Below are 13260 nucleotides of genomic sequence, written 5' to 3'. Positions count from 1 at the left end.
ATGCGACGTGCACCCATCGTGCTGGCCGCCACCATCCTGGGCACTACGGGTGTCCTCATGTTCAAGCCACGCGAGGCAACCCCGGCCCTGACCTCCTCCACATCCGCCAGCCAGCAGGCCACCGTCAAGAAGAGCGGCACTTCGACGGTCGCCACCGGCTCGCCGGTCGACACGCAGTTCGGCACCACGCAGGTACAGGTCACCATCAAGAACGGGAAGATCACCGACGTCAAGGCGCTGCAAATCCCGAGCAACGAACCGCAGTCGGTGCAGATCAGCAACGCTGCCGTACCCACACTCCGGCAAAGCGCGCTCACCAAGCAGAGCGCCGCCATCGACACCGTCAGCGGCGCGACCTTCACCAGCAAGAGCTACGCCGCGTCCCTGCAGTCGGCCCTCGACAAGGCCAAGTTCAAGGCCGCCGACGGCTCCACCGCCCCCACCACAGCCCCCACCGAGGACGCGGGCGGCGGACGCGGCCACGGCGGACACGGTCCGTTCGGCTGACCCTTGATCCAGGTCGGGCGGGGCCCGGATAGCATGCGTGCGCACAGCACATAAGTACGCTTGTACGCCGCATCTTCGGGGGACAGCATGAGCAATTCCTTTGGCCCGCCCGGCCAGTTCGGCCCACCCGGTCCGCCGCCGGGCCCACCCGGCCCGCCGGGGCTGCCGCCGCAAGGTCCGCTGCAAGGTCCGCAATGGCCGTACGGGCCGCCGCCCGGCGGGCCGCAGCCGCCACGCAAGAGCAATGCCGCGGCCATCCTCGTCATCGGGATCGGCGGCACGCTCGTCCTGGCGCTGGTCGCGGTCGTGGCCCTGGGCTTCATGGCCGGATGGTTCGACTCCAAGGCCGGTGACACAGCCTCCGGGTCGCCGGCGGCGCCCAGTTTCAGCAGCACGTACGACAGCACGGGCAGCGGCTCGTACGAGGACCCGACCGTCGACCCCACCATCGCCACGCCGGACCCCACGGCGTCCGCCTTCGCGGCGGTCTCGGCCGGCGACTGCCTCACCGTCTATGACACCGGCTCGGGCGGTTTCGACACCTACGAGTGGAGCACCGACGTCCCGCCGGCCCCGGTGTCCAGCTGTTCCAGCACGAAGGCCCTGGTGAAGGTCAGCAAGGTCACGGACTACGCGAGCAGTTGCCCGTCCGGGACGGGACGGGGCACCTGGAGTCACACGTCCGACAGCGACGGCCGGACCACGGTGCTGTGCCTGAGCCGCATCTACCGCAAGAACTACTGCCTGCTCGCCGAGCAGAAGGGCAGCGGCAGCAACACCAGGATCTCGCTGGGGGACATGACGGGCGTGGACTGCACGGACACGAAGGTGCCGAAGCCGTACGACACGATCATGCACATCACCGGCGTCTACCAGCACTCGGGGAGCATCGTCGCCGGTGACTGCAGCCGCGTCACCGGCGACACGACCAGGTATTACGCCTGGAAGGTGGACGACGGCAGGAATCTGCTGTGCACCGTGGTCTACGCCGGCTGAGCACGCGGCGTCACAAGGTGGTGATCAGGCCGCCGTCGATGACGAAGTCCGCACCGGTGACATTGCCCGTGCGCTCTCCCGCGAGCATCAGGACGAGGTCGGCGACCTCCTCCGGGCGGGTGAACCGGCCCGTCACCGAACCGCCGGCTGCCTGGTCGACCACGTCGCCGGGCTCACCGCCGGCGGCGCTGGCGACGGTCGCGGCGACGCCGTCGGCGCCCAGCCACAGGTCGGTGGCGACGGGCCCGGGGCTGACGGTGTTGACGCGGATACCGCGCGGGCCGACCTCTTTGGACAGGGACTTGCTGAAGTTGGCGAGGGCGGCCTTGGCGGCGGAGTAGTCGATGACCAGCGGGTCGGGCAGGGAGGAGTTGACCGAGGCGACCGTGACGATGCTGCCGGCGCCGCGCTCCAGCAGGTGCGGCAGCACCGCGCGGGTGGCCCGGACGGCGGAGAGGAAGTTGAGGTTCAGCGCCGACAACCAGTCCTCGTCGGTCACCGACAGGAATCCGCCCAGCCGCGGGCGCACGGCCCCGACGTTGTTGACCAGGACGTCGAGCCCGCCGAACTCGGCCACCGCCTCGGCCACCAGCTCCGCCGGGCCGTCCGTCGTCCCGAGGTCCACCGCCACCGGGTGGACCGGGAACTTCTCGGCGAGCCGGGCCAGCTCCTCGGTCACATGGCGGGCGCCCGCCGCCACCCGCACCCCCTCCTCGGCCAGCGCCCGCGTGATGGCCAGCCCGATGCCCTTGCTCGCACCGGTGACCACAGCTGCCTTGCCGGAAAGACGGAGCTCCATGGCGTTCCTCTCATCGCGGTTCGCGAGCGGAACTCGATCGTAGTTGGGGAAAGAGATGCTGCTCCTCGTATGCGAAGTGTGTCTCCAGCTCGGATGCCAGCACTTCCAGCTCCGCACGCAGCTTCTCGGCGTCGGCCGCACCGGTGGCCGTACCGGCGGCCAGATCCGCCAGCAGCCCCTCGATCCCGGTCAGCGCCGACGCCACCGCCCGGTGCTCCTCGCGGAGCCGGCCGACGACCGGCGTGAGCTCGGGGAACTGCTGCTCGAAGACCGTGAACGCGCCGTCCTCGCTGGCGTGGTGCGTGTGAAGGGCGCCGCAGAAGGCCAGGCAGTGCTGGGCCAGTTGCTGCCCCAGGGACGGCACCTGCGCCACCGGGCGGCCCGCGAGGTAGGCGTCGACGCCTTCGCGGACCGCGCCGAGTTCGCGGCGGAGTTCTTCGTGGACACGGAGGAGGAATGCGCCGATGGCCGAGATCCGCTCCGGGTCCGAGAGGTCGAGGCGGCTCAGTGCGACCACCGGGATGACCCGCGTCGTACCGGCCTGGTAGGCGGCGAAGGCCGGATCGCGCTCGCACTGGTCGCGGAAGTGGCGGTCGCGCTCATCGCCTTCGAGCGGCACCGCCGTGGCGGCGTACGTCCCGACGTCGCCGCCGTCGGTGCGGATCTCGACGGTGACGCGCGGGTCGGCCAGCAGGTTGCGGTACCAGTCGGGGTGCCGGGGGCCGCCGGCATTGGAGGCGAAGACCAGGATCCGGGCGCCGTCCCGGGCATACACCGCCGGATTCGTGTGCGGGCGGCCGGTCCGCGCGCCGGTGGTGGTGAGCAGGACGAGCGGGGCGCCTTCGAACATCCCGCCCACCCTGCCGCCGTTGGTCCGGAACTCCTGGATGACCTGCTGGTTGAACTCCGCCGGGGACGGCGGCTGCTCGGACATGCGGATGACCTCTCGGATAGCATCGGCACGGACAGGCACATTTGCTTCGAAAGCAAATTAGCTTTGACTGCAAATCTATCAGGAGGCCGGCGGGTGTCAACCGATCCAGGACGCGACGAGGACGGCCCCGAGGTCGACGACGCGATCCGTACGCTGCTCCTCCTCATGCCGCGCATGGTCGGCCGGGCGAAGAAGATCCGGGTCCCCGACGAGCTGCAGTCGCTCTCACTCGCCCCCCGGCACCTCTCCCTGCTCGCCTACCTGCTCTTCGACGGACCGACCGGCGTCAACGAACTCGCCGCCCGCCTGGAGGTCGCGCCCACGACGGTGAGCCTCATGGTCGGTGAGCTGAGCCGGAAGGGCATCCTGGAGCGGCGCGAGGACGACGCGGACCGCCGCCGCAAGATCGTGAGCATCGCCGACTCCCACCGCGCCGTCATCGACGGCTGGCTGGGCCGCAGCGCCTCGGCCTGGCGGAACGCGCTCGCCCCCCTCACGGCGGACCAGCGGCGGATGTTCGTGGACACGCTCATGGCGTACGAGCGCGGTCTGGCCGACGAATGAGGTAAGCGCATCGCGGCCCTGCGGCGTATAGGGGGTGTGAAGCAGCTGGAGTTCAGGGAGTTCTACCGAGCCAGCCAGGACGTTTGCCTGCGGGCGGTCCTGGCCAGTGTGGGTGACCGGCAGCTGGCGGAGGATCTGGTCGCCGAGGCGTTCACCCGTGCCTGGATGTCGTGGCCGAGCGTGAGCCGGCATCCCGCGCCGCGCGCGTGGATCGTGCGTACGGCGCTCAACACCCGCGTTTCGTGGTGGCGTCGGCGCCGACGGGAAGTCGCGCTGAGCGGCGGTCACGACGCCGCGGACACCGCCGCCGGTGACCCCGGGATGGACCCCGCGCTGCTCGCCGTGCTGCGTCAACTGCCGCAGCGGCAGCGGGAGGTGATCGCGCTCCGGGTCTTTCTCGACCTGGACACCGCGACCACGGCCAAGGCTCTCGGGATCGCCCCGGGGACCGTGACCGCCCACCTGTCGCGGGCCGTTGCGACACTGCGCGGCCACCTCGTCACCGTAGACAACCCGGAGGTTGGGCCATGATCGACCACGACACAGCAGAGGTATCGGCGGTACTGGACGCACTGAGGGATTCGCTGGACGACGTCACCATGCACACCCCGGTCGAGGAGATCGTGGCCGCGGGACGTGCGCGCCGGCGCCGGCGCCGCCTCGCGGGGGTGACGGCGGGCGTCGCGGCGGCCGCGGGACTGGCGCTGGGCGTACCGACGTACGGCCACCCGGCGACGGCGCCGCCCGCGGCGGGCTCGGCGGGCTCGGTGCACATCCACACGGCCGCGTTCACCGTGGACAGCCAGGCGGACGGCACGGTCCATGCGACCTGGGACAAGGAGCAGTACTTCAAGGACCCGGCGGGCCTGCAGGCGGCACTGCACAAGGCCGGTTTCCCGGTGCTCGTCAAGGTCGGCGAGTTCTGCCGGGGCCCGCAGGACGACGGGACGCTGGACCCGAGCGGCGTCGGCCCCGGGGTCGGCCGCGTCATGAAGGGCGAGCGGGCGGCCGACGGCAGGGTCACCTTCGTCTTCACGCCCTCGGCGATGCCCGCCGGTACGCAGCTGTTCATCGGCTACCTGAACTCCGCCCAACTGGCCGTCACCCACGGACAACCCGGTTCCGTCGAACGCCTGGTGCCCACCGGGGTACCGCTGACCTGCACCACCGAGGCGCCGCCCGGGCACTCGTAATCCCGGTGCGGCCGGGGCCCGGGGCGCGCCACGATGGGGCGATGAGCGAACTCCCCCGGATCACCCCGGCCCCGACGGCGGCCGACCGAGTGGATGACGCGCGGCTGGCGCGGGTGCTGCGCCAGGCGGGCGCGCCCGGTGTGCTGGAGGCGCTGGCCGAGCGGCTGTCGCCCGCGGATCTCCAGACGCTGCTGCTGGCGGCGTACCGGCGACGGGCGGCTCCGTCACGCCGGGCCGGCTGCTGGAGCAGTACGAGCGCAACCGATTCGCCGCGCCCTCGGCGCACGCCCCGGCCGACCTGGCGCGCCTGGAGGTCCTGGTCCACGAACGGCTGGCCGGGCACGGCTTCGCCGGGGTCGCCCTGTCGCCGGTCTGCCCGCTGGGCACCAACTCCGCGGTGGCGACCGTCGACCAGAACAAGGTGCTGACGACCGTCCGCAACACCGAGGTCGTCGCGGACGCCACCAATGTCCTGGCCCTGGAATGCGCCGTGCGACGGCGGGAGTTGCTGCGGACGTCCGCCCGCTCGCGGCAGCGGGTCCGGCTGGGCGCGACGCATCGGGTCGTACGCGCCCAGCTGTTCGACGGGCCCGGCATGACGGCGCACTTCCAGCTGCTGGCGCTGTGCACGGCCGGGCGTGACGAGGGTTCGTTCCGCTTCGAGACCGCGGCGCTGGCCGAGCAGATCGGTCTCCATCTGGATGTGCTCGACCGGGTGCGCGCGCTCGGCCCGCTGGCCTCGGAGGTGCGGGTCACCGTCACCGATCTGACCGCCGGGCAGCACCGTGCGGCGTTGCGCGAGCACGTACTGGACAGCCTGGCGGCGGCGCACCCCGGCATCGCGTTCGGCTTCGACGACGAACGCGAGCGGGGCCGCGGTTACTACACCGGCGCCTGCTTCGAGATCCGCGCCACCACTCCCGGCGGATCCGAACTCAGCCTCGGCGACGGCGGGTTCACCTCCTGGACCGCGGATCTGCTGAGCAATGCCAAGGAGCGGCTGCTGATCAGCGGCCTCGGCCTCGAGCTGCTGTGGGGCCGGTTCCGCGCCGCCGCCGGGTGAGCGGCACCGTCGTCAGGTCGTGCTGGGCTGCAGTGCCTCCCTCGAGGGGGCGGCGGATACCGCGGTCTCGGCCTGCGCCATCCGGTCCTCGGGCGTGTCGGCCGGCCGCAGCAGCGAAAGGCCGACGGTGACCAGGAGATTGGCGGCGAGCGCGAGGAGCCCGGCGTTGATGCCGTGGAAGGGATCGTGGTCGGTGAAGACGAACCAGAAGACCAGTGCCACCCCCACCGCGATGCCGCTCACCGCCGCGAGCGCCGACATCCGCCGCCACAGCAGGGCGATCAGGACCACCGGCAGCAGCTGGGCCATGCCTTCGTACGACAGCACCGACAGCCGTACGAGGGCGTTGGGGAAGGTGTACGTCATCACCAGCGCCAGCCCGCCCGCGAGCAGCGCGACCAGCTGGGACAGTTGCCGTTGCCGTGGCGCCGTACGGGGGTGCGCACCCAGCACGGACCGGCCCCACATGGTCCCGATGACCAGCATGAAGACGGCGGTGGGGACGATGGAGGACAGGGCTCCGGCGGCGCCGATCACGCCGAACAGCCAGGCGGGCATCTCCTTGCTGATCATCTCGAACAGGGCCAGGTTGGAGTTCGTGAGGCCGGGCGTGACGAAGAGGGCGGCCAGCCCGAGGAGTACCGGCACGAACAACAGCACCTGGTAGAAGGGCATCAGGACCGCGTTGCGCCGCAGCACCTGCGCGCCGCGCGCCCCGAGGAAGCCCGCGACCTGGGTCGGGAAGATCGCGTACACCACGCCGTTGAGCAGGGCGGTGGAGATGAACCAGGCCATGCCCAGGGCGGAGTTGGCGGGGCCGGGCAGGGTCAGCCAGGCGCTGTGCTCGGCGGTGAGCCTGTGCAGCAGGGCGCCGTAGCCGCCGAAGTAGTGCAGCGGCACGTAGCCGAAGACGATCGCCAGGGTGATGACCACCAGGCTGTCCTTGAGCACCGACACCCACGCGCTGCCGCGCAGCCCGCTGACGAGGATGAACGCCTCGGAGATGACGAAGGCCAGCGCGTAGGCGAGCGACAGGCCGATGGTGCCGTAGCTGACGGTGGCGACGACCACCCCCATGCCGGTGATCTGCAGCTGGATGTACGGCAGGATGAACACGGTGGCCAGCACGGCGACGAGGGCGCCCAGCCATGGCGCGGCGAAGCGGTGCGCCGCGATGTCGCTGATGTTGTGCAGGCCGTGCCTGTGGGCGTACGACCACAGGATGGGGCCGACCACATAGCTGACGCTCATGCCGATCGACAGGTAGGCCACGACGTACAGCCCGGACAGGCCGTTGGTGTAGGACCATCCGGCGGCGCCGAGATAGCTGAAGCTGGTGTACGTCTCACCGGCCATCAGCACCAGTGTCAGCACCAGGCCCATGCTGCGGCCGCCCACCGACCACTCGGTGAGGTCGGTGGCGGACCGGCCGCGGGCGGCGGCGACGCCCAGGGCGACGGTGGCGACCATGAAGACGGAGAGGACTCCGACGGAGACCAGGGCGCTGTCGCTCATCGGCCCGCCTCCTCGGAGGAGGCCGCCTGCCAGACCGGGTCCCGCCGGGCGGCGAGCCAGACGAACAGCGGGGTGAGGAGGGTGGCGGCGAGCAGCCACAGGGCGAGGAAGGGAATTCCCAGCAGCGTGGGGTGGACCCGGTTGACGAAGGGCAGGGCACCGAGGAAGGCGATCGGTGTCCCCAGCAGCCACAGCAGCGAGGGTCGGTTCCTGAACAAGAGGGGTCTCCTGATGGGGGGTTGAGGGTCGCTACAGGCTCGGCCAGGGGCGTTGCGCGGGACGCAGGTCCTCGTACGCGCGGGCCATGCGCAGGACGCCGAGGTCGTCGAAGCGGCGGCCGGCGATCTGCAGGCCGATGGGCAGGCCGTCGGGTGTCCAGCCGCAGTTGACGGACACGGCGGGCTGCCCTGACATGTTGAACGGAACGGTGAAGGCGATGTGTTCGAGGGGCAGGGCCGGGTCGTCGGTCGGATAGGCCAGCTCGGCGCGGAAGGCGGGGATCGGCGCCACGGGCGACAGCAGGAAGTCATGGGTCCTGGTGAGGCGGTTCGCCGCCACGGACATCGCGTCCATCTGGCTGAAGCCCCGGAAGACCTCGGGTCCCGACAGGTCCTTTCCGCCCTCCGCCCACGCCAGGATGCCGGGCAGCACCTTCGCACGCCGCTCCGCCGGAAGCGCGCTGAGGTCCAGCCAGGCCCGCATCCGCCAGAAGCTGTCGAGGCCGTCGAGCATCTCCCGCGTCAGGACGGGCTGTACGGGCTCCACAACCGCGCCCGCCGCCTCGAAGGCCAGGGCAGCGGTGGTCACGGCGTCCGCCACGGCGGGTTCGACGGGCAGTCCGGTGCCGCCGTCGAGCAGCAGCCCGATCCGCAGGCCCCTTACGTCCACGTCCAGTTGGGCCCAGTCGGTGTCCGTGGGAGGCAGGGCCGTGTGGTCGCGGGCGTCGGGTGCCGAGACGACGGACAGGAGCAGCGCCGCGTCGGCGACCGTACGGGTCAGGGGCCCGATGGCCCGGCCCGGGTAGGGCGGGTGGACCGGGACCCGGCCGTACGACGGCTTGAGGCCGACCAGCCCGCACCAGCCGGCGGGCAGCCGCACCGAACCGCCGATGTCGGTGCCGAGGTGCAGCGGGCCGTAACCGGCGGCTCCGGCGGCGCCCGCGCCCGCGCTGGAGCCGCCGGGGGTGCGGCTGAGGTCCCAGGGGTTGCGGGAGAGGTGGTGGAAGCTCGACGCGCCGGAGGAGAGCATGCCCAGGTCCGGCATGGTGGTCTTGGTGAAGATCACCGCGCCTCCCTCCCTGAGCCGTGCGGCGGCCGGGGCGTCTGCCTCGGCGGGGATCAGGTCGGTGGCGGCGGTGCCGAGCGGCACGGGCGTGCCCTGGGTGGCGATGTTCTCCTTGACCGTCACCGGGACGCCGTCCAGCGGTCCGGCCGGCTCGCCCCGGCGCCAGCGCAGCTCCGACGCGTGGGCGGCTTTGCGCGCGCCCTCGGCGTCCAGCGCGTAGGTGGCGCGGAGCCGGGGCTCGTACGCCTCGACCCGTGCGAGTACCGACTCGATGACCTCGACGGGCGAGAACTCCTTCTGCGCGTAGCCCGCCACCAGCTGCACGGCGGGGACGTCGGCCAGTTCGGTGCTGTGTTCTGTTCTTTGTTCTGTGCCGTGCTCGGTGCGGTGTTCTGCGCTGCCTGTCGGGTCCTTCATGGGCTTCCTCCTTGCTACTGGTCAGACCAGTCGACTGCTACGCTATGCTCCCGCACCCTGGCACCGCGTCTTTCGCGGATCAATGCCACGCGGTTTCTTCCGCGTTAAACCGAAGGGGAGTCGGTGGTCGGTGTGACGGACGGGGTGCGATTTCAGCCGGTGGAGCCCGTACGGGCCTACGAGCGCGTGGTCGACCAGATCGAGGAGGCCGTCCTCTCCGGTCGGCTCGGCCCCGGCCAACGGCTGCCCAGCGAGCGGGACTTGATGGCGCAGCTGTCGGTCGGCCGGTCAACCGTGCGTGAGGCGCTGCGGGTTCTGGAGAGCAACGGCCTCGTCCGCTCCAAGCCCGGCGATCCGCGCGGCCCCGAGGTGCTCTCCCCCTCCCCGGAACATCTGCGCAAGACGATGACCCGGCTGACCAGGACCGACGCCCTGACCATCGGTGAACTCCTGCAGTTCCGGATGGCGGTCGAGGGGTCGACGAACCTCGTCGTGGCGCACTCCCACACCCCGCAGGACCTCGCCGCCATCTCCGCGGCCCTGGACCGGATGCGCGCCGCGGTCGAGGAGGGGGCGGAGGCCTTCAGCGCCGCGGACATGGCCTTCCACGCGGCCGTGGCCGCCGCTGCCGGCAACGGGCTGTTCCAGATCTGCGGGGACGTCGTACGCAGGGTGAGTGCCGCGCTGATCGCCGACACCATCACCCACACCGCCGACACCGGCGCCCGGATCGCCCAGATGCGGCTGTCGGTCGAGAAGGACACCCTGGTCTTCGAGGCGATCCGGCGCGGCGACGGCCGCCTCGCGGCCCACTTGACCCGCCGTCACCTGTTCGACGCCTACGCCGGCTATCTGGCCGACGACGAACGGGCCGTACTGCGCGAGTTGGTGGGCGACGCCCCGCCCCCGGCGTAGTGATCCCCAGGGCTCAGGAGAAGGTGCGGGTCGCGGTCATGCCGGCGTCCACCGGCAGCGTGACTCCGGCGACGTAGGACGCCCGGTCGCTGAGCAGCCAGGCGGGCCGCCTGCGCATCTCCGTGGCGTCGGCGACCCGGCGCAATCTGCACCGGCTGGCCGGTCCCCCGGCCCCCCCGGCCGCCCGGCCCTCTGCCGGCGGGGCGGCCGCTGTCAGCGCCGCGTCCCGCGCCCTGCTCGGCACGCTGGACCGGACGCCCGCCTTCGTCGTCGACCCGCGTTTCGACCTGCTCACCTGGAACCCGCCGGCGAGCGCCCTGGCGGCCTCGAGTCCCGTCCGGCCCACGAGCGCAATCTGCTGTGGCGTCTTCTGCTGCCCGTACGGGGCGCGGTCCCCCGCCAACCGCGAGCCCATCGGCTCGATCGGCGCCGATCTGGTCGCCGGGCTGCGCGCCCACCACGCCGACCGCCCGGCGGACCACGCCCTGACCGCCTTCGTGGGCCGCCTGTCGGCCCAGAGCCCCGCCTTCGCCGCGCTGTGGGCCCGGCACGGGGCGAGCCTGCCACGCCAGGGATGCTGCACATCCGGCATCCGGATCTGGCCGCCGAGGGCCTGGCCCCGGCCGGCAGCCACGCCCGCGACGTCTTCCAGGGCCTGCTGCGGCGGCGTACGGACGCCGATTAACGCCCCGGCCCCCGCTTTGGACAGGATGGGGCCATGACCGAGATCCATACCCCCCGCCTCCTGCTGCGCCGCTGGACCGACGACGACCTCGCCCCCATGGCGGAGATCCACGCGGACCCGGAGGTGATGCGCTGGATCGGCGACGGCTCCGTACGCGACCTGGAGGAGACGGCGGAAGCCATCGAGCGGTGGGAGGACGAGTGGGACGAGGAGGGGTTCGGCCTCTTCGCCGTCGAGCTGCTGGCCTCGGGCGAGCTGGCCGGATTCACCGGCCTGTCCGTGCCCACGTTCCTGCCCGAGGTGCTGCCCGCCGTGGAGATCGGCTGGCGCCTGGGCACGCAGTTCTGGGGGCAGGGGTACGCCTCCGAGGCCGCACACGCCACGCTGGAGTTCGCCCTCGAGGACCGCGGCCTCGACCGCGTCATCAGCATCGCCCGGATCGGCAATGACGCCTCCGAGAACGTCATGCGCAAGCTCGGCATGACCCCGGAGCGGGTGACCACGCACCCCGTCCACGGCCACCCGCTGCGCGTCCACGCCATCGACCTCACCGAGTACCAGGCGTAGGCCGCCGGCCGCCGAACCCGGTCGGCCTGCGAGGCGGGCCCTGGGTGCCTACGATGGGTGGTGCTGTGATCCAGGGGGGACACCGACGATTCGGGGCGGGGATGCCAGTGACAGAGCCCGGCGGCGCGACACGGACGGTCATCGTGACCGTGGACGACGACCCCGGGGTGTCCCGCGCGGTCGCCCGTGACCTGCGGCGCAGGTACGGCGAGCAGTACCGCGTGGTGCGCGCGGAGTCCGGGGACTCGGCGCTCGACGCCCTGCGGCAGATGAAGCTGCGGGGTGATCTGGTCGCGGTGATCCTCGCCGACTACCGCATGCCACGGATGAACGGCCTCGAGTTCCTGGAAGAGGCGATGGACATCTATCCGGGCGCGCGGCGGGTCCTGCTCACGGCGTACGCCGACACCGGCGCGGCCATCGAGGCGATCAACGTGGTCGACCTCGACCACTACCTGCTCAAGCCGTGGGACCCGCCGGAGGAGAAGCTCTACCCGGTCGTGGACGACCTGCTGCAGACGTGGCTGGCCTCGGACTACCGGCCGACCCCGGCGATCAAGGTCGTCGGGCACCGCTGGTCGGCGCGCTCCTCCGGGGTCCGCGAGTTCCTCGCCCGCAACCAGGTGCCGTACCGCTGGTACACCTCCGAGGAGCCGGAGGGACAGCGCCTGCTCGCCGCCGCCGGCGCGGACGGGCTCCGGCTGCCGCTGGTGCTCACGGCGGACGGAGAGGCGCTGGTGAAGCCGTCCGACCAGGAGCTGGCCGCCCGCGTGGGGCTGGCCACGACGCCGTCTGCGGACTTCTACGACCTCATCGTCGTCGGGGGCGGCCCGGCCGGACTGGGCGCGGCCCTCTACGGCGCGTCCGAGGGGCTGCGTACCGTACTGGTCGAGCGCACCGCGACCGGCGGCCAGGCGGGCCAGAGTTCCCGGATCGAGAACTACCTCGGCTTCCCGGACGGGGTGTCCGGGGCCCAGCTGACCGAGCGCGCCCGCCGCCAGGCGGCCAAGTTCGGCACCGAGCTGCTCACCGCGTGCGAGGTCACCGGCCTGGAGATCAACGGCCCGTCCCGCACCGTACGGCTCTGGGACGGGTCCGCCATCGCCGCGCACACCGTGATCCTGGCGACCGGCGTCTCGTACCGGCAGCTGGACGCGCCCGGCGTGTCCGAGCTGACCGGTCGCGGGGTCTTCTACGGCTCCGCGCTGACCGAGGCGACCGCCTGCGAGGGCCAGGACATCTACATCGTCGGCGGGGCGAACTCCGCCGGGCAGGCCGCGGTCTATCTGGCCAAGGGCGCGAAGTCCGTGACGATCCTGGTGCGCGGGCCGTCGCTCACCGCGTCGATGTCGCACTACCTCATCGAGCAGGTCGCCGGCGTACCCGGCATCACGGTCCGTACATGCACCGAGGTGGCCGCCGCGCACGGCGACAAGCATCTGGAAGGCCTCCTGCTGCGCGACACGAAGACCGGGCAGACCGAACTCGTCGACGCCCAGTGGCTGTTCGTCTTCATCGGCGCCGCCCCACGTACCGACTGGCTCGACGGCGTCGTGATGCGCGACAGCCGCGGCTTCGTCATGGCCGGTCCCGACCTGTCCACCGAGGGCCGGCCGCCCGAGGGCTGGGAGCTGGACCGGCCCCCGTACCACCTGGAGACATCCGTCCCCGGGGTCTTCGCCGCGGGCGACGTACGCGCCGAGTCCGCCAAGCGAGTCGCGTCCGCCGTCGGAGAGGGAGCCATGGCCGTCATGCTCGTACACAGGTATCTGGAGCGGCTGTGACCGCGCAACCACTGCCGCAGCCGATTCCGACGCCGCC

Annotated in this window: 15 protein-coding genes; 10 read left to right on the top strand and 5 right to left on the bottom strand. The window is 71.8% G+C overall.

Features of this window, described 5'->3' with window-relative positions; all coding sequences use genetic code 11:
- Together ACFXJ5_RS22060 and ACFXJ5_RS22055 are read left to right on the top strand one after the other, a co-directional pair.
- The gene (locus tag ACFXJ5_RS22060) at positions 1 to 507 is read left to right on the top strand and encodes an FMN-binding protein (RefSeq protein ID WP_384633500.1); all 507 of its coding nucleotides are present in this window, start codon (positions 1 to 3) and stop codon (positions 505 to 507) included.
- Positions 508 to 594: 87 nt separating this feature from the next.
- Entirely contained in the window at positions 595 to 1503 is a 909-nt protein-coding gene (locus ACFXJ5_RS22055) for an LppU/SCO3897 family protein (protein WP_384633497.1), read from the top strand.
- 10 nt (positions 1504 to 1513) lie between these two features.
- On the opposite strand, the gene ACFXJ5_RS22050 is transcribed toward ACFXJ5_RS22055, so the two are convergent.
- Together ACFXJ5_RS22050 and ACFXJ5_RS22045 are read right to left on the bottom strand one after the other, a co-directional pair.
- Positions 1514 to 2302 carry an oxidoreductase gene (locus ACFXJ5_RS22050; RefSeq protein WP_384633494.1) on the bottom strand — a complete coding sequence of 263 codons (789 nt, stop codon included), beginning with the start codon at positions 2300 to 2302 and terminating at the stop codon, positions 1514 to 1516.
- Positions 2303 to 2312: 10 nt separating this feature from the next.
- Positions 2313 to 3236, bottom strand: coding sequence for a nitroreductase/quinone reductase family protein (locus tag ACFXJ5_RS22045; RefSeq protein WP_384633491.1), 924 nt, complete (start codon positions 3234 to 3236; stop codon positions 2313 to 2315).
- Between the two features lie 165 nt (positions 3237 to 3401).
- Between ACFXJ5_RS22045 and ACFXJ5_RS22040 the strand changes: the two genes are divergently transcribed.
- The 4 genes from ACFXJ5_RS22040 (at position 3402) to ACFXJ5_RS22025 (ending at position 6056) form a co-directional block, all read left to right on the top strand.
- A complete protein-coding gene (locus ACFXJ5_RS22040; protein ID WP_384633709.1) occupies positions 3402 to 3800 on the top strand; it encodes a MarR family transcriptional regulator in 399 nt (132 codons plus the stop codon).
- A gap of 36 nt (positions 3801 to 3836) precedes the next feature.
- Entirely contained in the window at positions 3837 to 4331 is a 495-nt protein-coding gene (locus ACFXJ5_RS22035; protein ID WP_384633488.1) for an RNA polymerase sigma factor, read from the top strand.
- A complete protein-coding gene (locus ACFXJ5_RS22030) occupies positions 4328 to 4993 on the top strand; it encodes a hypothetical protein (RefSeq protein ID WP_384633485.1) in 666 nt (221 codons plus the stop codon). Before ACFXJ5_RS22035 ends, ACFXJ5_RS22030 begins: the two co-directional genes overlap by 4 nt.
- Positions 4994 to 5390: 397 nt before the next feature.
- Positions 5391 to 6056 carry a hypothetical protein gene (locus tag ACFXJ5_RS22025; protein ID WP_384633482.1) on the top strand — a complete coding sequence of 222 codons (666 nt, stop codon included), beginning with the start codon at positions 5391 to 5393 and terminating at the stop codon, positions 6054 to 6056.
- A gap of 12 nt (positions 6057 to 6068) precedes the next feature.
- Here the strand turns inward: ACFXJ5_RS22025 and ACFXJ5_RS22020 are convergent, their stop codons facing one another.
- The 3 genes from ACFXJ5_RS22020 to ACFXJ5_RS22010 are packed head-to-tail and all read right to left on the bottom strand — an operon-like array spanning position 6069 to position 9272.
- Positions 6069 to 7571, bottom strand: coding sequence for a sodium:solute symporter (locus ACFXJ5_RS22020; protein ID WP_384633480.1), 1503 nt, complete (start codon positions 7569 to 7571; stop codon positions 6069 to 6071).
- Entirely contained in the window at positions 7568 to 7789 is a 222-nt protein-coding gene (locus ACFXJ5_RS22015) for a DUF3311 domain-containing protein (protein WP_384633477.1), read from the bottom strand. Before ACFXJ5_RS22015 ends, ACFXJ5_RS22020 begins: the two co-directional genes overlap by 4 nt.
- Before the next feature lie 31 nt (positions 7790 to 7820).
- Positions 7821 to 9272 carry an amidase gene (locus ACFXJ5_RS22010; RefSeq protein ID WP_384633474.1) on the bottom strand — a complete coding sequence of 484 codons (1452 nt, stop codon included), beginning with the start codon at positions 9270 to 9272 and terminating at the stop codon, positions 7821 to 7823.
- A 123-nt stretch (positions 9273 to 9395) separates the two neighbouring features.
- On the opposite strand from ACFXJ5_RS22010, the gene ACFXJ5_RS22005 reads away from it, so the two are divergent.
- The 4 genes from ACFXJ5_RS22005 to ACFXJ5_RS21990 all read left to right on the top strand — a co-directional run bounded on the left by ACFXJ5_RS22005 (position 9396) and on the right by ACFXJ5_RS21990 (position 13223).
- Positions 9396 to 10187: a FadR/GntR family transcriptional regulator gene (locus ACFXJ5_RS22005; protein ID WP_384633472.1), complete on the top strand. Its 792-nt coding sequence runs from the start codon at positions 9396 to 9398 to the stop codon at positions 10185 to 10187.
- Positions 10188 to 10309: 122 nt separating this feature from the next.
- A complete protein-coding gene (locus tag ACFXJ5_RS22000) occupies positions 10310 to 10909 on the top strand; it encodes an MmyB family transcriptional regulator (RefSeq protein ID WP_384633469.1) in 600 nt (199 codons plus the stop codon).
- Positions 10906 to 11439, top strand: a complete 534-nt coding sequence (locus ACFXJ5_RS21995) for a GNAT family N-acetyltransferase (RefSeq protein WP_384633466.1) — start codon at positions 10906 to 10908, stop codon at positions 11437 to 11439. Before ACFXJ5_RS22000 ends, ACFXJ5_RS21995 begins: the two co-directional genes overlap by 4 nt.
- A gap of 101 nt (positions 11440 to 11540) precedes the next feature.
- A complete protein-coding gene (locus tag ACFXJ5_RS21990) occupies positions 11541 to 13223 on the top strand; it encodes an FAD-dependent oxidoreductase (RefSeq protein ID WP_384633463.1) in 1683 nt (560 codons plus the stop codon).
- Positions 13224 to 13260 lie beyond the last annotated feature (37 nt).

It is taken from the genome of Streptomyces sp. NPDC059373, assembly GCF_042751495.1.
Taxonomy (GTDB): domain Bacteria; phylum Actinomycetota; class Actinomycetes; order Streptomycetales; family Streptomycetaceae; genus Actinacidiphila.
This window is presented reverse-complemented; position numbering and strand designations above follow the sequence as displayed.

Bases quoted from the DNA above. Each gene is read 5' to 3' on its own strand.
- ACFXJ5_RS22040 (WP_384633709.1), top strand. From the start codon at position 3,402: ATGCCGCGCATGGTCGGCCGGGCGAAGAAGATCCGGGTCCCCGACGAG.
- ACFXJ5_RS22045 (WP_384633491.1), bottom strand. From the start codon at position 3,236: ATGTCCGAGCAGCCGCCGTCCCCGGCGGAGTTCAACCAGCAGGTCATC.
- ACFXJ5_RS22050 (WP_384633494.1), bottom strand. From the start codon at position 2,302: ATGGAGCTCCGTCTTTCCGGCAAGGCAGCTGTGGTCACCGGTGCGAGC.
- ACFXJ5_RS22030 (WP_384633485.1), top strand. From the start codon at position 4,328: ATGATCGACCACGACACAGCAGAGGTATCGGCGGTACTGGACGCACTG.
- ACFXJ5_RS22010 (WP_384633474.1), bottom strand. From the start codon at position 9,272: ATGAAGGACCCGACAGGCAGCGCAGAACACCGCACCGAGCACGGCACA.
- ACFXJ5_RS21995 (WP_384633466.1), top strand. From the start codon at position 10,906: ATGACCGAGATCCATACCCCCCGCCTCCTGCTGCGCCGCTGGACCGAC.
- ACFXJ5_RS22060 (WP_384633500.1), top strand. From the start codon at position 1: ATGCGACGTGCACCCATCGTGCTGGCCGCCACCATCCTGGGCACTACG.
- ACFXJ5_RS21990 (WP_384633463.1), top strand. From the start codon at position 11,541: ATGCCAGTGACAGAGCCCGGCGGCGCGACACGGACGGTCATCGTGACC.
- ACFXJ5_RS22020 (WP_384633480.1), bottom strand. From the start codon at position 7,571: ATGAGCGACAGCGCCCTGGTCTCCGTCGGAGTCCTCTCCGTCTTCATG.
- ACFXJ5_RS22055 (WP_384633497.1), top strand. From the start codon at position 595: ATGAGCAATTCCTTTGGCCCGCCCGGCCAGTTCGGCCCACCCGGTCCG.